This is a genomic window from Sodalis endosymbiont of Henestaris halophilus, assembly GCF_900161835.1.
Taxonomy (GTDB): domain Bacteria; phylum Pseudomonadota; class Gammaproteobacteria; order Enterobacterales; family Enterobacteriaceae.
This window is the reverse complement of sequence record NZ_LT897836.1, coordinates 1,390,008-1,415,681: the sequence shown is the minus strand read 5'-3', so window position 1 is coordinate 1,415,681 and position 25,674 is coordinate 1,390,008. Positions and strand designations below refer to the sequence as shown.

Genomic DNA, 25,674 nt, shown 5'->3' with positions numbered 1-25,674 from the left:
ATAGGATTTATCAAGATTATTATGATCATTGTATAATATTGATTAGTTTTATTTCACCTTATTTCTTTAGTAATAATTCATGTAAATGTACATTACTCTATTTTCCTTCGAGTAGATAGTAAAATTTTGACGGCGTTAATTGTGTTTATGTAGATTTTTTACCTCTCTTATTCACAATTCACAGCGAAACGGCGGCTTGTTTTGTTGTCACTATAGCTATGTGACGGTATAATAACATGGTTATTGCTATAATAATAATGTGAATCACCTTCCAGATCTTTATTGCTCTCTCCATCATATACAGCATTTTTAAAAAGTAAACAAAATATTTTGCAAAATATTTTGTTTTAGCAAGTAAGGGATCTTATTAATTAGCAGATATATCAGTAATTGGCATGGATAGTCTTAATAAGATGCTCTTTCTCCGTGATGGGATAATAAAACCGTTAATAGGCAGTGTACTGCGTATTATACGTCTATCTCATATATCGTTATTCGGCATTTAAGATATGTAACTTTAGGATGAATATGACAGAACGGTCATTATCTATTAACTTACTAACTAAGCTGTATGGTAAAGTAGGATTATGTGCATAAACTGATCATAATGTGTTATTACTTAACTGTAAGTTTTAAGAAAACATAATTAACCATTAACTAATTAATTAACTTAAGCATCATATTATCTGTCACTTCTTTGTAGAAGATACTGGCATCTCAAATTATTGCATTATGCAATGCGATGTTGTTAATTATTATACTTATTTATCAAGTTTATTCTTTAACTTAATAAGTAATTATTTTGCTGGTTAAGTAAAAATATTTTGCAATATTAGTTTGATTAACGTAGATAATGCTAATTTATTTATTGACGTATATGCTACTAGCGTATATATAGTAACTAACTGTGGTTATTTCTTTTCGTTATATAGTTGTTTAAAGATAAGATCTATTTTATTTTAACGTGTAAATTTTGCTATTCGCTTTGTTCACGATTCTGTATGTTATAATTATCTACTATCGTTAACATAACCAGCTTTGCATCGTAGTTGTCAAACTGATGCACTTATGATAGAAATCAGTGCAGATAATATATGTGTTTTAATTATTTAACTAATATTTATTAGTAATATAAATGCTAGGGATAGTGAACGGCATCTGTAATGTTAACGCGTAATGATATAAGAAACACCACATTGTGTGTCTTTCTTATATCATTACGCGTTAGCACGGTTACTTTGTTTATTTATGTTTATATGAAACTATGAAGCTCCATTTGGGTCATCATCGCTAAGTTTAGCATCATTAATAATATACATGTTCCTGGAGGCTTGTTGATTAATGTAGCTCTCTGACAGAGAGCTACATTCTTTCTTTGTTTAAACTTTATTGTTGGTGTGACTGTAATTGTTATCTTGCTGTTGAGTACATTAGCATGGGAAGTTGTTGATAGGAACATGTAAGTGTGAAGATATATGTGTGAATATATCGTGGTTTTTGTGATACACTCTTTTAGTTTAAAACTATATGGAATTGCTGGTGTCAAAGTGTGCAGTGTAATCTACATTACTTAATTTATACCTAGAATTTGCACCTGAGATAAATAACGTAGGTATTTTACGGAAAAGATAACATCTTTGTAAGATAATATATATGCTCTGGTGTTATAGCAGTATAATAATGTGAAGTGCTATTTATTTAAAAAAAAGTAATATCTGTTAAATAGCGATCGCGACTTGTATTTGCAATATTAATTACCATTACTGAGTTATATTTGTAATAAGTTATTAGAATAACTAATATATTGGTTGCTATTTTTGATAGATGATAAATAATTATTTAAGGTAAGTATAACAATTTAATGTTCTAAATAAAGACGTAACATGTTGGTGTTTATGGTAATGTAGTTTATTTTAGTCTTAAAATATCTTTATTGCTGTTTTGTTTTATAAAACATATGTGAGACACGTTAATATTACTAATGACACTACGAAAGAATATTAGTAAATAAACCTTACTAATAAATGATCGTTCATGAAGTAAATCAGTAACTTGTTTCCCTTATAATATATTATAAAATTTATTTAAAGTGGTTTATTAGTATTTTAGAAAATGCAATGAAGTGCAAGCAATAAGGTGTTAGTTATATATTTTGTAAAAGTACTTATTTAAGTTTGCAATCGTAATACAGCACTTTAAATAATAACTTATTAACAAAAGAAATATTCTAGCAAATTAAATTTTTTAAGGAATGTTACAACTTACTAAAGTAGACATCTTCTGTTGAGAAGCATAATTACGTAAAATTAAACTAAATAAGTTGTAAGAATTAAATCACGAATACCTTTAATTAAATATTAAAAGCATCAAGTTTATTATATATTAACAATAAGTAAAAGACAATCTTAATAAAATTAACTTAATATTATATACGTTATTTTCAAGGGCACTTGTGGTTAGTTATAGCAAGGAAATAAACAGTTTTTATTTAGTTAGAATGCTATATAATATATGATAACTTATACATGCCCAAAGTGCATGAGAGACGTATTTATCTTGATGAGGCGTTTTACTAAATGGTTCAGCTGTAAATTAAAGAAAAGTTATTAATTTAAAAATTTTTATAAAATGCTATTGTTGCTACAAGTGATAATAAATTTATTTATAATTATATGTTATTTTAATATGATGGTTAAGAAGAAATTATTAGTAAATACGCTACTATATAACTATGCTATTATTTAAATTGAAGACATTATCTTTATCTATAAGATAATGTAACTTTGTTAAAGCAAATTTATAATATCACTAATAGATATTTATTAGCAGAGAAAGTCGGTTAAATTTTACTTTATTTAAGAGATACTTTATTCTAAAGTAGTAACTTACTAGACTGATCTAGTAAGATATTAGTTTTGTTTATGTCAATTTTGTTGTTAGCAGATATACTTCTTGCATTTTCATTGAGTTATTGCTGGCGGCAGCAAATCTGTAATTTGCATAGCTGCATGAGACATAATTAAAAAATTCATTGCCTAATTTAGGTCAATTTGGGACAGACGACGTGAAGTGGCACTTAATCGCCTTTCGAGAAGAAGTTAGCATATGTTAAGCCGTTAAGGAGGTTGTTGTTCACGCTAGCTAGAACAAATAGTTAAAAGTAAATACCAAGCCATGCGCTTTACCCTAATACAACCTCATCTAAGTCATTAATGTGTGATATGAAGTAATAAATCATCTGTTATTATGCGTTGATCTATTATCAACTATTAGTAATAGACTCGTTGTTTGTCAGTTTTTATTAATTATCAGTTTTTAAGTAACGTTAAAAATTATAGATGTGTCTAGACACGCTAGCATAAAGCCAATAAACACGAGTGTTTTGTTTGGTGTCTTGAATAAATTCCTTTATTGTTTTATGGTGCTACACCACTGCTTAACATAGTGGTGTAGAGAAATTTTACAATCTTTTAAAAATTTTCAAAGGATAGATGGTGAATAAGCCCTTTTACCTATTGATATTCAAAACTTTTTATAACCTAGTGTAGCGCCATTTAAAGATGGCTGTGCGTTCAGAAATTATTTAAATTAATATTTATAGTTTATCAATATCTTAATATAGACCTAATATTTGCTATGAGCAGTTAGTGATGCTAAAATACAGATTTTATCATATCAAATAACTTAATAAATTAATAATGTTTCAGACCAGAATTTTGCGGTGCAATTATCTCCTTTGGCCCCTAGAGACTGATACGGCAATAAAAATTACTAAACTTCAAATTAACACATTAAAATAGATAATAACCCGTTGGGTTTCAGGATATCACAGGTTAGCACAAATTTAGTTTACCCTTTTGTAATATTTAGATTTAGTCACAAGTAAACAACTGAGCAAAAATATGAGTACTTGTGGTCTTTGCTAGAAAAACTCAGTTAGCACCATAGCAGCTACTGAATACATTATTATGATATGCGATTTCTAAAAACTTAGAATTTCTGTATTTGCCTTCATACAGCTTTGCTGCGTCTAAGTGTTTATAGATATTTTAGTGTGATTACAATCAGGCATGTGTCATATAATATTAAAATATTCACTTTTGTGAACGTGTATATGACATTTTTATCTTACAAATAAAATATATATAAAATTCTAAGAGAGATAGGAAATAACTCTTATGGTTTAAACACCAAGCTGCATTAAAAATGCAGTTACTCCTCAAGAGTTAAAAAAACTGCAAGCAAGGTATTTGTTTGGAAATATCGACTAGCAACCATTACTTAAAATAGCCTCTTACTGTAAGCGCTTTATTATTAAAAGAAAAATACGCTGCAGTAGACTTTCTACTTTTGTGTTATGTTTTTTTTGCAAAACTAAACCCTTATTTTTCCAATCTGGTATCAGAAGATAACGTCCCGTCACGCGACCTAAGTGTCTTAAATATCAGCAACATCAGAAACTATATTTTATATTGATCGTCGTCTATGCAGATGTACAAATTAATTTAATACTAATTAAAACTATTATAATTCCCATGTTTGTCTTATTCACAGCATTTATATTTAGTCTAGGCACAGTTGCTAGAATAGTTATCTCTAGATCATTGCGTCAAGTTAGTGTTTTTGCTTGGGTTGGTTTGTCACCTAATGTTAAGATAGCGTTGCCAGTCGTAATATGTAGAGTGCAATAGGCCTAACACACTGATCTATCAAGCCTGAATAAGGGCAAGTAAAGTTATTGTTGATGAACGTTTTCATAACATACGGTGGTATGTTAAATATTGTTTTGGCACTATCGATGCCAGGGATGCATATTTATTTGATATGTTGGCTTGGGGGAGGCACCTTAGTTGAATTGCTATGTAGTTTTTGCCGCAAAGTGTGTGTTATCTGCTATGATGTAATCAACAAGTTTAATGTCTAGTACGGCTATTTTCATGACTGGTTTGAACAATCAGAACTGTTGGAAAGTTTATGCAAATTTTGCATATAATATTTCTATATGCTGTTTGATAGTTCGATTAAAATGTGCATTTAAGGTACGGTTAGATGAACAAGTAAAAAATTCATTGGCTTTATGCGACAAAATTTGTCAAGATTGGTTTGTGCAGGACGCTCCCTTTGATTAGTTTACTGTACAATAAGCCAAAGGCTCCTTCTTTCAGATAATGGCAATCGTCAATTTATCTCACTATTTCAAGCGAGATCATTTGGCTAGGTGGCCGCTAGCATTCCTAATTTATAGAGCATATTAAGCATTTGATTTTAAAGTACGAGCTAATATCTTTCATATTTGTAGTTTACGGCAACACTGTAACGCAATAAATAATGGGGTATTTTAGGTAGGGACATCTGGATAAATTCGTTGTTTTTAGAGCTGGTTATCCAAAACTATATGTTTTGCAAAGTTTGAAGATACTCATTATTATGAGTTATTATATTAGCTATCCTAATACGATAGCTGTCTAAAGAAGAGTTTGGTATGCCTCATTGTTTACCAGCAAGTTCGTGAAATATGCTAACTAGCTCGATAACTATGTTTTTGATTTTTCCTACGAAAATAATTTAGGATATTATGGCGTAGTGGATTTAAAATAGCCATCATAAAAATGATTCATTATCGCAAAGTCGGCGATGTGCGATAGTCATATGCTAACGCCTTAAATTTAAGGCGACTATTCAATGTTAGAAGTGGAAATCTTTTCCCGCTGAATATGTCAGAGAATTCGGGCAACACCTATTACTATTTGTAATTTATAACAATTGCATGATATTATAAACTGAGGCACTACGCTTAATAAGTAATTTCTATTAACATATAAACATTACGAGTATACATAGTGTGTCTGAAAATTTTAACACATCAGATTATCTCAAAACAATCAGACGTGTCATATATGACGAGGTCACTTTCTAAATGTACTAAAGTTGGTAAGTTAGGTCGTCTCGTTGCTGCGTAAAACTGCCCAGAGCGTGTTCTGGCGAAGACTCTATAAATAAATTTTAATTACGAATTTACCACTCTGCCGAAAATGATCATTGCTAGTTAACATGGTAATTGTTAGGTAAACCACCCGTGGTGAAAAAAACAGCATTAAATACAAGCACTGTATAGCAACCAGTACTTAGATTAAAAAAGAATTGTATTCTTCTGGTCCTTGCTCAAGAGCTTTTTTGTTGGTCATATCATGTGTTGTACGGAAATATCATTCATGGGTTAAAAGAGGATACGCATAGTGATTCGCAGTTACGTTGTTAAGCTTTAACCTCAAATACCCTCATATCTCGCAATATCGTTAGCGATAACCACCTTTGTGCGGTCTATTATTTTGCTGAGATTAGGTATACTATATTAGTAATATTTAGCGGTTAACTTATACTACGAGTTTGTATTTAGCAATGAGCAATTTCTTGGATTTGCATCTCAATAGTTTAAGGTAAAATACAATTTTTTGTCATGCGCTCTGCTATATAAATATACGTAGAATGTGCGTAAGTAAGAGCTGCAGTAACCACATCCCCAGAGTTTTGGGACCAGTCAAAGTTTTTTGACAAAAGATTTGTCATATGAGGTAACGGCTTTTAATCCTAGATTATGAGCTACATAAAATCAATTAATACTAGCTTCCCATCAAAACTATGGTTTATCGCTACCCAGCGGTTTTGAATTTTCCTAATTCCTTAAATATCATATCAACATCATAATATTTCGTTGGATCTTTTTTGACGGGAGTAAAGATAGAAGTGTTAACTCAATAACTTTATTTAATCAGATGGCGCTAAAGGTCTTTGATCTGTTTATAGAAGTATAAATCCTGCGTGCTAATCAACGGGCGATTTATCCAAATATTTATGGTACCTACTTTGATTTAAAATGGTGTTAAAGTCAAAAATCAAATTTTGACTATCGGTAATGATTTTTATAGATAATATCCTGCTTTTGACACGCACAATAAAACGGTCAGTTCGTGTTGTGGTAAGAAGATGATTAAAGACATTGATAATTGGTAGTAATCTTTTATCATCATTTTAAAAGCAACTACACCTATCAACTTAGGCAACTACCATGAAGTCTATTAATATTGCTACGGAGTAGATCTGTGTGCGCTCTTCTTGTGCTGCTATTTTTTAGTTGTGTTCTCTTTGCTGTGAGAACTATAAATGTTTGTATTAAAATTGTATCGTGGCAATTATGGATAATGAATAATATTGTTAAAGTATAATTTATGTTTTTAAGAGTTATATGTCATGGCGCGTTTTGACGTTTTTCATCTTGGTTTGACACTTTTTGATTTTGCAGGTGCATCCCTTGCCATTTTACCGGGAGACCCACAGCGGGTAGAAAAAATAGCTGGTCTTATGACGAATCCGGTGCATTTGGCAACTCATCGTGAGTTTACTGTTTGGCGTGCTGAGTTGGCAGGTAAGGCGGTGATCGTATGCTCCACTGGCATTGGTGGTCCTTCTACTTCTATCGCGGTAGAAGAATTATCTCAGCTTGGCATTCGTATCTTTTTACGGGTGGGCACCACCGGTGCCATACAAAATACCATAAATGTGAGTGATGTTTTGGTAACCACAGCTGCTGTGCGCTTGGATGGCGCTAGCCAGCATTTTGCACCGCTAGCATTTCCAGCAGTGGCGGATTTTGTCTGCACCACCGCGCTAGTGCAGGCGGCTAAGAAGAGTGGCGCTCGATTGCATGTAGGTGTAACGGCTTCATCTGATACCTTTTATCCAGGCCAAGAGCGTTATGACACTTATTCTGGCCGGATATTAAGGCAATTTAAAGGATCTATGCAAGAATTGCAGGGTATGGGAGTGATGAATTACGAAATGGAATCTGCTACTTTATTTACTATGTGCGCAACTCAGGGTCTGAGCGCAGGTATGGTTACAGGGGTTATTGTTAATCGTTTGCAACAAGAATTCCCTAACGATTTATTTTTGTTGCAGCAAATAGAAAGCAACACCGTGGTTATCGTCCTGGACGCTGCCAAGACACTGTTGACTAAACCTGACAGTGAGGATCAATCTAAGAACTTCGGTCGGCCTTGTACATAATTTTCATTTTTTCTATAAGTTAATGCGCTATGCTGCATTATGTGGTTAGAAATATTAGTTAGAAATAATTTTAAGTAAAAATGAAATTTCCCTATGTTATTCATTTTATGCATATAATTTGTCTGCTAAAACTAAGTGCAGTTGTTGGCTTTTATTTTTATAAGCGACGATTATTCTGCTCTGGGGGTAAGAGGCTAGGTTATGCATTTATTTTAAGTCGGTTTTTTATTGTTGCCGCTGTCGCTAATTTTTTTCGGCGCTGGTGTTCTCCTCATTGGTTAGGTAACCACTATCATTAATGGGTCGATGACCTTTTTTGTATGTTTATTAGCTATACAGCAATGCTGTAGATCAGTTACACATTGTTAAAAACCTTAATTAATGAACATAATTTTTCTCGTTAGGGTTACACCCGTTAACTGTTGTTGTAAATTTGCATGGCATGCTGAAGCTAGGGTTTCGTTAGTTAATCTTTTATCCGGGGCGGCGCTATGAGCGTTCGACTTGCTAACCTATCCGTTGCATTGCTTTAATTAATAAAAGATATGTACTTCTATACAGTTCCCCCTTTAACGTGATTATCAAAATAAATGTTTTGTGGCGAAGGTAATATGATTTATAACTCTTTGTGCGGTATAGGTGGTGCACTTATTGGTTTTTTGCTAGGTTGGCTTATTGCTATCGTCCGACAGCATAAACGGTATGTATCTAAGGAAGCAGAACGAGTAAGTCTTGAGCAGGGACTGCAAATAACTCGTCAGGAACTGTCAGATGAACAATATGCTCGCCGGTTGGCCGAACTAGCGTTGCGTGATTGCGAACGAGAGCAGTGCGAACAGTACAGCCGTCTAGCTATAACCGAAGAGCGGTTGAACTCTTTTGTGCATTTTCGTCAAGAGTGCGAACAACTCAATCAAGAGCTGCGGTCCCAGCGAGAAATCAACAGCCACCAGAAAGCAGAATTACTGGAAGCAGCTATTCGTTTGAAGGAAGCTCAACTAGCAGTAGAAGAAAAGCAATGCTTGTTAAGTAACAGTGAGCAGCAGTTGTCGACGCAGTTTGAGAATTTGGCCAATCGCATCTTTGAGTATAGCAGCCGTAAGGTCGATGAGCAAAACCGCCAAAGTCTTGATCGGCTGCTGATACCGCTGCGTGAACAACTGGACGGTTTTCGACGCCAAGTACAAGACAGCTTTTGTCAAGAGGCGCGTGAGCGTCATACATTGGCGTATGAAATCCGAAATTTGCAGCAGCTAAATGTGCAGATGGCTAAAGAAGCCGTCAATTTGACTCGGGCTCTCAAGGGCGATAACAAGGCGCAGGGGAATTGGGGTGAAATGATACTCAGTAAGTTACTAGAAGCATCTGGGCTACGCGAAGGTCATGAGTTTGAAACTCAGTTCAATATTCAGCAACTAAATGGCCAGCGGCTGCAGCCTGATGTGATAGTTCATCTACCTCAGGGGAAGCATGTGATCATTGACGCAAAAATTTCGCTGGTAGCCTATGAACGTTATTTTAATAGCGATAATGATGCTGACCGCCAACTTGCGCTAACTGAGCATGTCAACTCGCTTCGATCCCATATCAAATTATTGGGTCGTAAAGATTACGAACAATTATTAGGGTTATGTTCGCTAGATTACGTTTTGATGTTTGTCCCTATTGAGCCTGCTTTTATGGCGGCGATTTGTCAACAGCCGGAATTGATCAGCGAAGCTCTGGGACAGAATATCATGTTGGTCAGTCCTACCACGTTGCTCGTTGCGTTACGCACGATAAACAATTTATGGCGCCATGAAAATCAAAATCGCAACGCTCAGCATATCGCTGAGCGCGCATCGCGCCTCTATGACAAACTACGGCTATTTATAGATGACATGAATGCTATCGGCCAAAGCCTCGATAAAGCTCAAGCTAGCTATCGACTAGCAAAAAATAAATTATCTGATGGGCGTGGTAATATTATTCGCCGGGCAGAAGAATTCCGTGCCTTGGGCGTGGAAATTAAGAGACCTATCGCTTCGTCTTCCATCAACGATGTTCCTTTACCCAATTTCCCCAAGCAAGATGCTTTAGCGTCATCGGTACCCCACCACCCTGTTGTCACTGATGCTCCCTGCTTGGGAAAAGGGAGTTGAGTTAACTGCGAACGTGGTGCAGGACAAGGACGATCCCCATTACGGAGGGCACGTTTAGAAGTATCTTACTTAGGAGTGACGCACCGTTGTGGTGGATTGCACTACGCATTTATCATACTTATCTTAAAGATAAGTAAGTAGGATGACGTACATGATAGATAAATATAAGCATGAAACAACTAATTTTGGTTTTCGTACTGTTGCTAAAGATCAGAAAGCAACTATGGTGACGGATATCTTTCACTCCGTTGCTGCGAAATATGATTTGATGAATGATTTGATGTCTTTTGGTATTCACCGTATTTGGAAGTGTTGTACTATACAGTACAGCGGTGTGCGCTGCGGTCAAAAGGTTTTGGACCTTGCGGGCGGCACTGGCGATCTGACCGCGAAATTTTCGCGGATATTGGGTGAAGAAGGGAAAGTAGTGCTAGCAGATATCAATGATTCCATGCTGAAGGTAGGTCGTGAAAAGCTGCGTAATCGTGGTATTTTAGGCAATGTCAGCTATGTCCAAGCTAATGCAGAAGCACTGCCTTTTCAAAATGATACCTTTGATTGCATTACTATTTCATTTGGCCTGCGCAACGTGACTGATAAAGAACAGGCGTTAAAGTCAATGTATAGGGTCATAAAACCCGGCGGACGACTGCTTATCTTGGAATTTTCAATCCCTACGTGTAAGCTACTGCACAAAGCTTATGATCTTTATTCTTTCCACGTTCTGCCGTGCATCGGCAAAATTGTAGTCCGCGATGCTAGCAGCTATCGCTATCTAGCAGAATCTATTCGTGTGCATCCTAATCAAGAGACAATAAAGGCGATGATGTTAGATGCAGGGTTTAATAATGCTGAATATTTTAACATGACTAATGGTATCGTAGCTTTACACCGCGGTTATAAGTTTTGATCGGGAGATGAGATTTTGCTAATACCACTAATAAGTATAATAAAAAAAGCCATACTTAAATGCATACTTTATCAAAATCAAGATCACAATCGTACCATATTAGTTATTCGTAACCAGCTAAAAAGCAAAGCTTTGAGGTTGAAAGTAGTTACATAGGAAAACGTCGATTATTTTGGTGTTAGGTGAACTTTCCAAGTGGATGTGCTTAACTCATGTAATTATGCTGTAGAGTGCATAATGTGCACTTATTTTGCTACAGCGCCTACACTATTAGAACGCAATAGACTAATACATATAATAAATCAAGGTTTTCTTTATGTAGATAGAGATCTACAGCGCATGCATTCTTTAACAGCATTGCTGAAGATGGTTGAATGCGATCCAGCAAAAAAAAATCTTGGAGCCTTAGAGTGGTGATTTTTCCACTGAAGGGCTAATACAAGCAATTGAGAGCTGGCTAACCAATTGCACGACAACTTTTATACACTGGTAGGTTATTCTTATTAACTCAGGTAATTACCGACGAATTGCACTTGGTATCTTCAGCTTCAAAATTAGCGCGGGTTTGCGATGAAGTAAATAATGTGTTCCGAGCCTGTAAAAGTTTTTTACTTGTTTAAATAAACTGGAGGCCAGTAGATGATATTCGGGGAGTTCCGTCGCCTCTATTTTATTATTCACGTCATGCTCAGTTATGGATTAGAGGAGCTTATCCCTAAAAAACGACTTACTCATCCTTTGCGGTTAGGTCGCAATTTGATATTTTGGATGCCAAATAACCATGGTCAGCGTATGCTGGGCGAACGTTTGCGACTGGCATTGCAGGAGTTGGGACCAGTATGGATTAAGTTCGGTCAAATGCTTTCAACTCGGCGCGATCTGTTCCTGCCTGACATTGCCGATCAGTTGGCACTGTTGCAAGACAGGGTACAGCCTTTTGACGGCTCCATAGCGCGAGTCCACATCGAACGCTCAATGGGTCAGCCGATTGAAAACTGGTTCGAAGATTTTCAGTATGAGCCGCCACTTGCTTCCGCCTCAATTGCTCAAGTTCATACCGCCAGGCTAAAAAATGGTAAAGAGGTTGTAGTTAAGGTGATTCGACCGGATATTTTGCCAATAATTAAGGATGATATACAGCTGATGTACCGGATGGCTAACTGGGTGTCGTATTTTCTTCCGGATGGCCGGCGGTTGCGGTCCATGGAAGTCGTACGAGAATATGAAAAGACATTGCTTGATGAACTCAATTTGCTGCGCGAAGCGGCCAATACTATTCAGTTACGGCGTAATTTCAAAGGTAGCCAGATGCTGTATATTCCCGAGGTTTATACGGATTATTGTAGAGAAACCATTATGGTAATGGAACGTATTTATGGCGTACCAGTCAACGATGTAGCCGCGTTAGAGAATCAGGGTACTAATATGCAACTACTAGCCGAGAGAGGGGTGCAGGTTTTTTTTACCCAGGTTTTTCGTGATAATTTTTTCCATGGAGATATGCATCCAGGTAACATATTTGTCAGTTTTCAACACCCAGAAAATCCTCAGTATATCGGTATCGACTGTGGTATCGTCGGGTCGCTGAACAAGGAAGATAAGCGCTACCTAGCGGAAAATTTTATCGCGTTTTTTAAACGAGATTATCGAAAGGTTGCTGAACTGCATGTAGACTCCGGCTGGGTGCCTTCAGATACTAATGTTAAAGATTTCGAGTTTGCTATTCGCACTGTCTGTGAGCCTATTTTTGAAAAGCCTCTGTCAGAGATTTCATTTGGTCACGTATTACTTAATCTCTTTAACACCGCACGCCAATTTAATATGGAAGTGCAACCACAGCTAGTTTTGTTGCAAAAAACGCTTTTATATATTGAAGGCGTCGGACGTCAGCTTTACCCCCAGTTAGATTTATGGAAAACTGCCAAACCATTTCTAGAAAAATGGATCAAAGAACAGTTAGGTCTGCCAGCTATTTTGCGCTTGTTAAAGGAAAAAGCACCCTATTGGATAGAAAAAATGCCTGAATTGCCCGAACTAGTCTATTACGGTCTTAAAGAGCAGCGCTTGTTGCAGAAAAGTGTTTATCGTTTGTCGGTGGAAATGAAAGTTCATCATGTGCGGCGAAGTCAATCCTGTTTTTTGTTTGGCATTGGCGCCACGCTTCTGTTTATTGGTACATTTTTGATACAAAACACTGATGAAGGATATTTACCAGGATGGCTTATGGCCGCTGGTATTGTAAGTTGGATTATAGGTTGGAAACGTATCGTGTAGCCGTAGGTTCAATTGTAGCTGCATTTATTCTCCTTTGATAGGGAGAAAATTTAAATTAGTATTTTAGCATTAAATAATGATATTTTTATTTGTCACTAAAAATTGCGTAGTTGTAGATTAAATTTAAGAGCCTCGATTAAAGCATTGCAAAAACTTTAGTAGCTAATTAGCTAAGATCATAACAAAGCGCCTCTATTGTCTTAGGAGATTGTCAAGGACGCTAACTTTTACTTTATAGCTTATCGCGTCAAAAACTTATTTAGTACAAACGAATACAGATATAAGCTGTGTTTAATATTAGATTGAGTGATTTTGTGATGATATTTGTTATCGTATTAGTGATGTTTGAGTCAAGAAAGTCTGTTTATTGCGGTTAAAATAGTGACAAATTAACATTGTGAGTGATATATAATTACCTTGACGGTGCAAAATTAATAAATGCAAAATATTAAGCACCAAAGCAGTAAGCCAGCTTAAACAATTTGAAGATAATATTAAATTTTTGGTGCTCAAGACTACAAATACAGATAAAACTGTGTAAGCACCGAAATTTAATAAAAGTTTAAGGACATTAACTAACTCTAAACTAGAGTTAGTTGAATCATGTAACCCTTCTTTTAATCAATTTAGATTTGTTACATGATGATGTTTAAACACACTAAGGTAAAAACCGGATTGTAAGGCTGCCTACGCGCAATTCTTCCAGTATCTGCCAATGTGGGGCTAAATTTCCAATTACCTACTAAATAAAAAGCTTTTATTCATAATTAATAATATATAAACCCTTGATCAGTGACTACTTCACACCTCGCAAGCGACCTAACGCTTACTTATTTAGTTAATAATTATTATTCACTTCGTCATGGCGTTGTTTATGACGTTTGTGTTGTCATTTAAAGTGTCGGTAGAGCTATTTTATTTATTATAGCTAAAGAGATACGCAGTGACGCTATCGGATCTGTGCAATAAGCAGTCTTATGTAATAATTATTACCTTTGCTTTTGTATAAAAGTTGATACCATTGGATATTTATACAAATTTCGTTGATTATACTACACTTTATATACTTATTGTTTGCAATCGACCTTTTACGTTAACTCCCTATTTATAAGGCACAAAGGTGCCAAGGAAGCAAATGATCTTGAGAATTATGGATCTATAAATAATGTCGCAACATTTGCAATACCGTTTATTAAAAAAAAATTCTTGGTAGTCTACTATGTGTAAAGTAACTAATGTTAATACACAATCACCTTGTGATAACTTCAGGGCTATTTTCTCAAAGCCAATAAAGCCGTTGTAATGCATTAATTTTTCTAGAATTGGTTATTTCATTTTTAAATAGTTTATTATCTAGGTTTAGTATAATGGGCGTATTTTATATTAAAATTGGTAGTAACATGAGCGCGTTACTGTCAGGTTATATGCAAATAACTTGCAGTTTTTAATGGCGATAGTATGCGTTATTTCCGAATTTAATCCGATAAACAAATAGTTTCGATCTGTCAGTTCGAAAGCGTCTATGTGCTCACATTCAATAATTTTCAGTATTATCATTGGTGTTAAATAGTTTATTACCTACTATTTTAGGTATTTTAATATAAAAATCACATATAATCAGCGTTAGGTGTTTGCAGCAACAACTTACTGATATCATTAAAGTTCAAAAGACCAATTTATCAAACGTAATAATAAATATATAGCACTGGATACTGCCGGTGTTGAACCACTAGGGCAATTTATTTTATCGTTCTTTAGTAAAAGAACAGCAGGGTTAATAAACAAATCTTATAATTTAAAATAAATACTATTCATAATGATGCTATGAAATACTATGACTTACGAGACTTTCTCTACCTCCTTGAGCAACGAGGAGAATTAAAAAGAATTAGCTTACCCATAGATCCCTATCTGGAAATGACGGAAATAGCTGCTCGTACAGTGCAAGCAGGTGGTCCGGCGTTGCTGTTTGAAAACCCTAAAGGTTATATTATGCCGGTGTTGTGCAATCTTTTTGGAACCACAGAACGAGTGGCGCTCGGTATGGGACAGGAAAATGTTAGCGCACTACGTGATGTCGGTAAGCTTTTGGCATTTTTAAAAGAACCTGAGTTGTCTAACGGCTTTCGGGATCTGCTGGATAAGCTTCCTCAATTACGCCAAGTTTTGCATATGCCGACTAAAAGGCTAAGTACGGCACCTTGCCAAGAGCAGATCTGGGAAGGGCAGAATGTAGATCTTAGCCGTATTCCGGTTATGCACTGTTGGCCGGGCGACGTAGCGCCACTTATCACTTGGGGACTGACGGTCACAAGAGGACCGTACAAAAAAAGGCAAAATCTCGGTATTTATCGTCAGCAGGTGTTGGGAAGAAATAAGTTAATTATGAGATGGCTTTCCCACCGCGGCGGCGCGCTTGATTTCCAGGAATGGACGCAGCAAAACCCCAGCAAACGTTTTCCCGTAGTGGTCGCTATCGGCGCTGATCCGGCAACGATCCTGGCTGCAGTGACACCGGTACCTGATGCTCTTTCTGAATACGCTTTCGCTGGTTTGTTGCGGGGTTATAAAACTAAAGTGGTAAAGTGTATCTCCTGTGACTTAGAAGTACCGGCCAGCGCGGAGATCGTTTTAGAAGGATACCTTGAGGTGGGAGAAACAGCGATTGAAGGGCCTTATGGCGATCACACTGGCTATTATAATGCGACAGATAGCTTCCCTGTCTTTACCATAACTCATATGACCCAACGGCGCGATGCGCTGTATCACTCAACCTATACTGGCCGTCCGCCTGATGAACCGGCGATAATAGGTGAAGCGCTGAATGAAGTATTTGTTCCTATTTTATCAAAGCAGTTTCCGGAAATCGTGGATTTTTACTTACCGCCGGAAGGGTGCTCTTACCGCTTAGCGGTGGTGACCATCAAGAAGCAATATGTCGGTCACGCTAAGCGAGTCATGATGGGTATTTGGTCTTTCTTGCATCAATTTATGTATACTAAATTTGTTATTGTATGTGATAGTGATATTAATGCACGTGACTGGAAAGATGTGATATGGGCAATAACGACTCGTATGGATCCTGTGCGCGATACGATCTTGATTGAAAACACACCAATAGATTATCTTGATTTCGCCTCGCCGGTTTCCGGACTAGGATCTAAAATGGGCATGGACGCTACAAATAAATGGCCAGGAGAAACACAGCAAGAATGGGGTACCACCATTCAAATGGATCAAACGATCCGTACGCGCGTTAACGCTATTTGGGACCAACTAGCCATTATATAAATGGTTATGCGTCTTAAGGTTATGCAGCCCTGTGAAACAGTGATTCATAACTCGAAATGAAACTGCATTACATGTAGGTTTCATTCGTGTATGTCATAAACAGATACTTTTTACTACCCAATATAAACTGATACAGGGAATATGTTTCCACTTTTGCGCCGTTTGACATTATCTACCAATCGGTAATTAATGTGGTGTATCTAACTGCATATTGCGTTTCTATACTCAATGTGTATGAGATATCCTTTATAGATTATTTTTAAAATGAGGGATCACCGTTTAGTTTTAGTATAAACAAACCTGGTTGCTTGATAATATCATCAAGCTTAATATTAAGCCGTCTGTCGTTGTCAATATCGTAAACAGTAATTACTCTTATAAAGATCAAAGAGATAGTGAGGATTTGTGTTTTTGTATATGTAACTATAGGTTTGTTAATTACCACAATCGTGAATGTTGAGTACAACATTCATCACATGATAGTTTTGTAAGATTTTATTCTTCATGTTAATGTCGTATATATCCTTTCATGCCATGAGTTTAATTTATTTCAGGACATAACATTAAGTATGTCTAGGTTTTTTCTGTTTTAGATAAATTTTACTTATCTATCTACTGATAGTCAAATGATTAATTTGCATAACGTTAGCTGCATTTTTATTAGTAAATTTTAGATTGAGTGCTAGAACTATTTGGGTTTATTTAAATCGCAGTTCTGCAATAAATATTTACTTATTAATTTACATATAAATATGTTTATTGACATTTAGCACCTTCATTAGGTAGCCAGTTTTAAGGTGCCGTTACTATAAATGTACGTGGCGATAACGCCAAACTAAGAGTTGCCCAGAATTGTTATGAAAGTGTCAATTACAGCAATTATACTTGTTAGTGCTTTGTTTATTACATGGCGGATAACGATCGCTGATTTTCTCAAAAGATTGATAACTCTAATAATAGTTCAACATAAGATAATATAACAAATATGTTCGATACCGAATAAGCTAATTTATTGAATATAATAAATAATTCGAATTAGCTGCAATATAACATATTAATCGACTATTTTCATGATAAATAAAAATACTTGTTAGACAAAGGTAGGAAATATTATGTGCGTGATTAAGTCCACTTATCGTCCTGGGTCAAAGTAATTCACTCCTCTAACTTTAAAAAATCTATGGTAAGAGACAATACAAATGAAAACTTATTAACCTAAGAGTAATGGTAATCATGATCGCATCATGGCGATATTGCATAACCATTCAATTGTTCAGATTGCGAGCTTAAAAAGGAATTTAATTAATGTATTTATATTTATTTTCTTAGTTTGTCATTTCTGATTAAAATGCGGAAGCAGGTGGTAAATTACCGCAGAATAGTTTTATAAAGCTCATGTTTTTGTTCTTATTAACGTGAAAACTACCTTTCCAAAGGTTGCTTAGAATATTTTCTTAGTCTGGTGGCTTTTATGCTATGCAGATACAGTACAAAGAGCAATTTATGTATTCTATCCCCGGGAAAATAATGATTAAAAATAGTAAAAGTAAATTTAATAGCTTATTTAAATAGTATTTAAAAATCAAGTGTTTGCAGGAGTCAACTATGCTATTTGTTTTGCAAAATATAAATATTTATATACAAGAAATAACAAAAACAAATGATCACGTCCTGTTTACAGGATACAGTTGATGACAATGTTGTAGTAACCCACAAAACGTCTAGCGACATGATGTGCAAAGTCCTGGCACTCGAGAGATTTTGCACTAGTATGGTGTCGTTAAAAACAAGCACGTGATAACACTGAGTAATTATAGAGTTCTCACCAGTGCTAAAAGAAGTTCAGTCTTGAAAAGAAATAGTGAATTTTGATCATAAAACATTAGTCTTAATTCGCCAAATTATTACTTCTAGGGGTAGATAATTGCCACGCTATGGCAGTTTAGTGCTTTTATATAGCTAGATATGTCTAGCAAGGCAATTTTATGTTGAATGCTAGTTTAACTAGCAGAAAGTACTATTATTCTAAAAATACAAAAAGACATAGAAGATGCTTCATAAAATTGCCGATTATGAATTGTTTTCTATTAAAAGTAAAAAAATGCAATAAAGTTTTTGTCGCGTACAATGCTAAATACGTATGACTGGTATCTGTAGCTAGTGTTTCATCTAGATAAGGGGAGGGCTAAATTTTTAGGCACTGCATTGAAATTTGCTAAGATAAATAAGATTTAGTATCAAGATGTAGTTGCCATAGAAGGGCAAGCAACTAACAATGTATATGTTAAATCTTTTTTAGAACGATGTGGTACGCATCAACGTAGCCAAAGAAAGTTTCTTTGTGCTGAAACAGCTTGATCTCGATCTGAAACATTTTGTTTCTGATAAGAAGAAAGCACTTTGTTGTTTAGTTATTACTAAGAACACCACCCATAGTCACATTCGATAAATAAGATTAGTTTAGAGAGATAAGATAGTTATCTACTGTCGCCGTGTAAATCAATATATTAGTTAGTAGCAATTTGAGATTTGCATCTTTTATTAGATTAAATGCAGAACTAAAGTTAGCAAAATTTATATCTAAATACAAAAATGTAGAGTTCGCGCAAATAAATTAATAAATTGTCAATTACTTCTATCAATACCAATAAAGATGACTACCCGTCTTCTTCATCTATCCATATCTGGGTTAGAATAATTACATTTTCATTTTTAATTATCTAACTTGTTGTTGTAAAGATATCAAAATAAATAAAGCAATAATGCCGATTGCTGTCAATAAAAATTCTTTAAAAGATTAGCTGTTTCATGGGAAGAGCATTTCAGCATTATGCTAGCATACAATAACAAGTTATTAACCAGAAAAAAATAGAAATATTTTCAAAGGCAATTAATATCATTGCAGTTGTCTGGCTTTGATAGGGATTTAGTTCCATTAACAGACATGGATTTTTCTAAAATTATGGCGTCGGTATATAAGGAAACGCAAAAGAAAACACACTAGGTAATTAAACTGATGCAAAATACCACTTATTTTCAGATAAGAATTAATGTGCGTCAACCCAACCTGATACTCGCGTACTAGTGCGTTATAAGAATATTGTTATGCATTGTCTTAAGAATTGTATAACAAAAATAAAACAGAATAATATCTAAACAAAATACCGTATTAATAAAATGTATTAGCCGTAAGCTATACTTTAATAAAATAATACTAGAACTATGTATTTTAGATGTAGTTGATAATAATTAATAACACTGTTATATTGCATACAACGAACGCTTTCTTGTTTAAAATGGATACTACGGCGACATAGTTTATCATGACTAAATCTGTATTAATTAAGTAGTTGAAGTTAGTCATTAGTATTTTCAATTAAACCCCTAATCAATATAATCTATTTGTTTAAATTTAGACTATAACTAGTAATGATTTACTCAGTTTATTTTTTAAATAATTAATTGCTTGCCATTTAATTGGTTACCAAAGGGTATAAAACGTTTTCTTTTTTTTGACATTTATCGAATAATAGATGATATCCGTTGTTCTTCTTAAATTATCAATACTACCTGATAGTTCTATTCTCACAAAAGGGCAGTAGGAAAATTTAAGCTGTAATACTTAAGATGGCTAATAAAACAGCACATCTTTCAGTGTGCGTGCTGCTTCTACGGTTAAAGATGATATTTGATACTTAGAATAGGTCTGTTACGGGCAAAGATATAACCATGATGATTAAGTTGCTAGTTTTAGTCTAATATCATTTTTATATTTAATATATTTGTAAGTTTACGCCATAAACTAGCGGGTATTTTTGTATTTAATCGCGTTTATGTTTCGCTGTGAGCGACTTGTTTGCCTTACCCGTGCAGGCTAAAAATAGCTATATTTGTAAAATAGCTAACCGTAATATTATTAATGATGCTTGCTAAGCATCCGGTGTCATCTTCGAAAGATCGATTGATGTGGGTTTATTTATACGCGATAAGTACGGTATTTATAGACGGTAAATTTTAGTATCTATTTTAGATTATACAATAATATACTTAATAATTAGCACCTAGCTTTTATCCGAGGAGCTGCATGCCGATAGTATCAGAGACCTAAATAAATTTTCTGTATAGGTAAACAATAGTTCTAGACAATTGTGCGAGTTTTATAACTCGATTATTAAGTCATATTAGCTATTTCCGATATTACGGGTTGTAAAAAAACTACGGGTCGTAACTTTTACGCAACATTATTACCGCTTAATTCTCCTTTCAAATCCTGTTATAAGATAATGCAACTATAGGTTATTGCTGCATTTTATATAATATAATGTTAAACTCTACCGACTAACTAGAGTCATAACTGTGCCGTGGTGGGGGAAGGGTATCGTCACTCTTATATACACTCGCCCGTATAGAAATCGTGCGAGATATAAAATTTAACATAACGCCAAGAAGTCAGCCCGCTTAACTTTGCGCTGTAAGTCTAGAGTTTGTAACACGTGGCCACGCTGCATAAGCGCAAGATTAGTTTAATAGTCGGCTTTGCGCAAAAAAAAAGTTAATAATCACGTTCACGAAAATACCGCATTAAATATGATTAATGCCACTACCACATATCTTGACGAGGAATGCACGATAAGCGGATCTTTTTTCGAATATGCCGAAAAACTTAACATGTTAGAAAATTTAACAAAGGGAAAGTATCATCCTCTCCACTCGTCATTGGTTTTGGTAGTACGATTGCTGCTAACTATTTTGTTTTTTTAATAGCTCGACTATTTAATTTAATAATGATCAGATAGATAGAAGTAGTGAAACAAGTTGGTTTGCTTATGGGGCATAATTTTTCTAGTAGAATTTACAATTCGACGCTAATAACTAGCGTTATTTATATTTTTTAGTATAAGTGATAATTCAAAAATTATAAATAATATGTGGTCTGCATAGTGCAGTTTTTCTAACTTATAATTAATAACAATTAGAGTTTGCGCTGATAAAACAGTATTAGAAATATATTCATATAAACTTCAGGAGAAGTATTTAAAGTATGATTAGCTAGCTTTTAGTGGCTTGTAGGTATCGGAAAGCATTTATAACTACATGCGGTCCTGGATAATACGGTTTAGCAATTAAATTTATGACATACATAGCGAGATGTGAAATTTATTTTGTTCAAAACCTTAATGTTGGTGTCCGTGTGTCTGTTGTTGATTTTTGATATGCATATTAAAATAACTGAGGAGTGTTAATGCATTAGAAAGTACCTAAGGTATTAGGTATTATCGATAAAGCAATGTCAAGGATGACAATACAACAGTTTTTTCAATGTATCTCTTTATTTATTGGTTACGTTTTTTATTAATCACCATGAATTTAAGTAACTAATTGATTTATTATGAATTAAGTGCTAAAGAAATAAACAGAATGAGATGGCAATCCTTTAGGGTGATACCTTTTAAAAAAGAGGTAATCATCAAACATAAAAGATAAAACTTAAATTTTAGATGCAAACTTGCATTAAAAATAAAATATAAAACGGGATTAAAATCCCTCTGGTAAGTAATGTAATTACATGCTTGTGATATTATTTGCAGTGGTATGTATAAAAGCAAATTAGCTCGTACTGTAGCTCTGATAGTACGGTCGGTAAAGACCGTTTAATTTTTCAGTTATCTTTGATTCCTAATTAAAAATAAAAGCTGACAAAATCTTATAAGTGTTGTTATTGCCTGTACCTCTTCAAGACATATGGTTTTCACCTCAAACATCCGCGTTTTAGTAAAGTTTTAGTATTAGTAAACCATCTGCTGTTGTTACCTTTTTCTAGATGCAATTATTATTGCAAAGCAGTACTTTGATATAAATCTATAGCAATTTAAATAGATTTATTACTAATAAGCGTACATACTTAAACGGTTTTTAGTTTTTACCACGTTGTTTGGCTATCATGATTTACGCTTTTCTAGATTTCGATGGCAGGATTTAACGTTCTTTCCGCGGGAACGAAAATAGTCTGCCAGTTGTTCGGCAATATAGACTGATCTATGTTTACCGCCTGTACATCCTATCGCCACCGTTAGATAACTTCGATTGTTGGTTTCGAGCATTGGTAGCCATAGCTCTAAATAATTGCAGGTGTGATAGATAAATTTATGCACTTCAGTATGACGATCCCAAAATGCCGCTACTGGGCGATCCAGGCCAGTCATCTGCCTCAGTGTAGGATCCCAGTGTGGATTGGGAAGGAAACGCACGTCAAACACATAATCGGCGTAGATGGGAATTCCGTACTTGTAGCCGAAAGATTCAAACACCATTGTTAATTCTCTTTCGCGCTTACCCAATAGACGGATGCATAGCATTTCGACCAGCGAATGCACTGACATTTCGGAGGTATCAATTACTATATCAGCGCGCGACAGCAGAGGTTCAAGCAGCAAATCTTCTTCATCGATGGCGCTTTCTAGTGACAAGTGACGGTAAGAAAGCGGGTGCAGCCGGCGGGTATCGCTATAGCGACGGATAAGGGTATTGCGATCGGCGTCTAGAAACAGTAATTGAGGAAAAAAATCCTGGGGTAGTTTATCAATAGCCTGTTCAAAAACTTCTGGTGATGCCGGCATATTGCGTACATCTATACTTACCGCGGCAGAGATATTACTCGTAGCCAGCGTATTGGCAAGTTGTGGTAGCAGTACCACAGGTAAATTATCGACGCAATAAAAACCCATGTCTTCCAACGCCCTTAACGCAACGGATTTGCCTGAACCGGATCTACCGCTGACTATCATAAGCACCATGATAGTGAACCTCTCTACCTCACGTCTTTAATTCCCTAGTAATGTGTCCATACTTCGCCAATTTCATAATGCGTTCGAAACGTCAACGCAAGGTCAGTCGCCGTCTGTAGTTTCGGCTATAAGCTGGTACAGCTCTTCATCGCTTTGCGCGGCACGTAACCGGTTGCATACGGTTTTATCTGCTAGTCGTTTGGCGACCAGCGATAGTGTATGCAAATGAACCTTGCACTGCTCCGCTGGCACCAGCAGAGAGAACAATAAATCCACAGGCTGATTATCTATAGCGTCAAAGGCAATAGGTTGTTCAAGTCGAATAAATACCCCGACTGCGCGCAGGGTATTTTCTGATAACGTACCGTGAGGAATAGCGATGCCATTACCGATACCCGTACTGCCAATAAGTTCGCGCGTCAACATGGCGTCAAAGACTACATGTGGCGACAGGTTGAGTGGCTTTGCCGCTAGTTCGCTGATGATCTCCAACGCTCTTTTCTTGCTTTGGCAGTGTACGTCGCTGCGGGTGCATTCAATGTTCAACACTGAATAAATTTGCATTTCTGTATCGTTAGTCATTTCGGGTCACTTAGGCGTTGGTTAACCTTTAAGACTCCTCGGCCCGTTACCGTATAGTAATAACGAGCGGGTGTGGGGTTTAAGTAGCATTGTCGGCTACAATTAAATTAATATTATTCAGTTTCTATTTTTGCATGTTCAACTAATGTGTGAATGTTGTTCATCAATAGTTTGATGTCAACGTATATATTATCTGATTTAGCAGTTGCGTGCAGAGTTTACCACTGTTGAGATGCACTACTGCTTCAGTAAGTTTTTTAATTTCTACACCCTCAGAACAATATGAACCTTATGCATGCGCTTAAAAAAACTGTTCGATCTTAGAGAAGCTTGTTCTAACAAATTCCCTAAAGCATCGATTATGATTAGATATTGCCTGATAGTTTTTAGTTGCATAGTGTCTTCCTTCTCTGTATAGGTCAAACTAATTATTTTAGTAGTTCTACTATGGAATAAATCAATATTGTCTGCACGTTGCTACAGTATACTAATAAACTGCGCTGTCGTGATTTACTGTTCGGAAAACCCGTCAGTTCGTTACTCTCTTGCTAAGAGGTAATTAATTTTTACCGGCGCGAGAATAGCTGTAGAGGATGCTGCACTACCCCGTTTAGGTATTAATTTGGTTGGAGAAAATATATTAATGCAAATATTCTACGTAAGCTGTATAAATGTTTCTAGGTAAGAATGTACAAGATGGTAAACTCGCATAAATTTTATTTAGTTTAAACAGTTCTCTGTTGAGAGGTAGCAGAACTCGTAACTTAAGCAATATTTTATGACAATTTTGCATTCTTTAATCAGTTGACGCATATATTTACAAATATCTGAGGATAAACTGACCAGCAGAATTATTGCAGGCAAGTGCTGTCGAGGTCCGCGTACTTATGATTAATGTGTAGGACTAAGATACTTATTCTATTGAATACAACTGAGTTATTAATATCCAACATGTGCGATTTTTTGGTCTTGATGGACTGCGTCTTGAATACAGATCTGTAGGTTATATCATATAAACCTATAGCGGGTCTCAATATTTTTTCCAACTTAGTTAAACGTGTAGAATGGTGCGTAAATTATAGTCTCCTAGTATTATTAAGATAATCATTCTAAAATGAGCTAAACCTCATTGAAATAGCGTAAATCTACTAAAAATTGCAATAGTTGAATCAACATGTTGTCTAGCATATCCATGCATTGTGCCCTCCCTATTTATCAATTTAAAATACTGCATGCGTTCTAGTACTGTTGTTATGTTTTTTATTTAAAGTCATATTTGCGTTTATGTTGTCGAGAATATCATTCGTAATATTGAAAATAACAAGAAAGGTGATGACGTCAACTATGAAATTCACCATAACTTTTATAAAGTTTTAGATAAAGTATGTTAGCTCTATACCTGAATCAGGTAAAATTTTGGGATTTTGTGTTTGCATTTTTTGTAGGAAGAAAGTTTTAGTTACAGTAATCAATATTGACGTTAGACAATTTACTCGCATTATACATTTAGCCGCAACTGATGAACGGCAACAGCTTTACGGCATGTTTTGTTTCTTGAATATCCTCAAGAGGATTCATAGATTTAATGCTTGTAAGATTTTTGCTCTACCACGTAATAAAATAGTCT

The 25,674-nt window shown here is 35.3% G+C and carries 7 protein-coding genes; 5 read left to right on the top strand and 2 right to left on the bottom strand.

Annotation, left to right across the window (positions count from 1 at the left end; all coding sequences use genetic code 11):
* Nucleotides 1-7,248 precede the first annotated feature (7,248 nt).
* The 5 genes from udp (at nt 7,249) to ubiD (ending at nt 16,680) form a co-directional block, all read left to right on the top strand.
* Entirely contained in the window at nt 7,249-8,064 is an 816-nt protein-coding gene (udp, locus tag HBA_RS03005; protein WP_097032529.1) for a uridine phosphorylase, read from the top strand.
* 611 nt (nt 8,065-8,675) lie between these two features.
* Nucleotides 8,676-10,205, top strand: a complete 1,530-nt coding sequence (gene rmuC / locus HBA_RS03000; protein WP_097032528.1) for a DNA recombination protein RmuC — start codon at nt 8,676-8,678, stop codon at nt 10,203-10,205.
* A gap of 151 nt (nt 10,206-10,356) precedes the next feature.
* Entirely contained in the window at nt 10,357-11,115 is a 759-nt protein-coding gene (gene ubiE / locus HBA_RS02995) for a bifunctional demethylmenaquinone methyltransferase/2-methoxy-6-polyprenyl-1,4-benzoquinol methylase UbiE (protein WP_097032527.1), read from the top strand.
* Between the two features lie 639 nt (nt 11,116-11,754).
* Nucleotides 11,755-13,389 carry a ubiquinone biosynthesis regulatory protein kinase UbiB gene (ubiB, locus tag HBA_RS02985; protein WP_097032525.1) on the top strand — a complete coding sequence of 545 codons (1,635 nt, stop codon included), beginning with the start codon at nt 11,755-11,757 and terminating at the stop codon, nt 13,387-13,389.
* A 1,824-nt stretch (nt 13,390-15,213) separates the two neighbouring features.
* The gene (ubiD, locus tag HBA_RS02980) at nt 15,214-16,680 is read left to right on the top strand and encodes a 4-hydroxy-3-polyprenylbenzoate decarboxylase (protein WP_097032524.1); all 1,467 of its coding nucleotides are present in this window, start codon (nt 15,214-15,216) and stop codon (nt 16,678-16,680) included.
* A 5,939-nt stretch (nt 16,681-22,619) separates the two neighbouring features.
* On the opposite strand, the gene rapZ is transcribed toward ubiD, so the two are convergent.
* Entirely contained in the window at nt 22,620-23,474 is an 855-nt protein-coding gene (gene rapZ / locus HBA_RS02975; protein ID WP_097032523.1) for an RNase adapter RapZ, read from the bottom strand.
* Nucleotides 23,475-23,567: 93 nt separating this feature from the next.
* Entirely contained in the window at nt 23,568-24,047 is a 480-nt protein-coding gene (gene ptsN / locus HBA_RS02970) for a PTS IIA-like nitrogen regulatory protein PtsN (protein ID WP_097032522.1), read from the bottom strand.
* Between the last annotated feature and the right edge of the window lie 1,627 nt (nt 24,048-25,674).

Excerpts from the sequence above, each read along its gene's own strand:
- ubiD (WP_097032524.1), top strand. The coding sequence starts at position 15,214 with ATGAAATACTATGACTTACGAGACTTTCTCTACCTCCTTGAGCAACGA.
- rmuC (WP_097032528.1), top strand. The coding sequence starts at position 8,676 with ATGATTTATAACTCTTTGTGCGGTATAGGTGGTGCACTTATTGGTTTT.
- rapZ (WP_097032523.1), bottom strand. The coding sequence starts at position 23,474 with ATGGTGCTTATGATAGTCAGCGGTAGATCCGGTTCAGGCAAATCCGTT.
- ubiB (WP_097032525.1), top strand. The coding sequence starts at position 11,755 with ATGATATTCGGGGAGTTCCGTCGCCTCTATTTTATTATTCACGTCATG.
- udp (WP_097032529.1), top strand. The coding sequence starts at position 7,249 with ATGGCGCGTTTTGACGTTTTTCATCTTGGTTTGACACTTTTTGATTTT.
- ptsN (WP_097032522.1), bottom strand. The coding sequence starts at position 24,047 with ATGACTAACGATACAGAAATGCAAATTTATTCAGTGTTGAACATTGAA.
- ubiE (WP_097032527.1), top strand. The coding sequence starts at position 10,357 with ATGATAGATAAATATAAGCATGAAACAACTAATTTTGGTTTTCGTACT.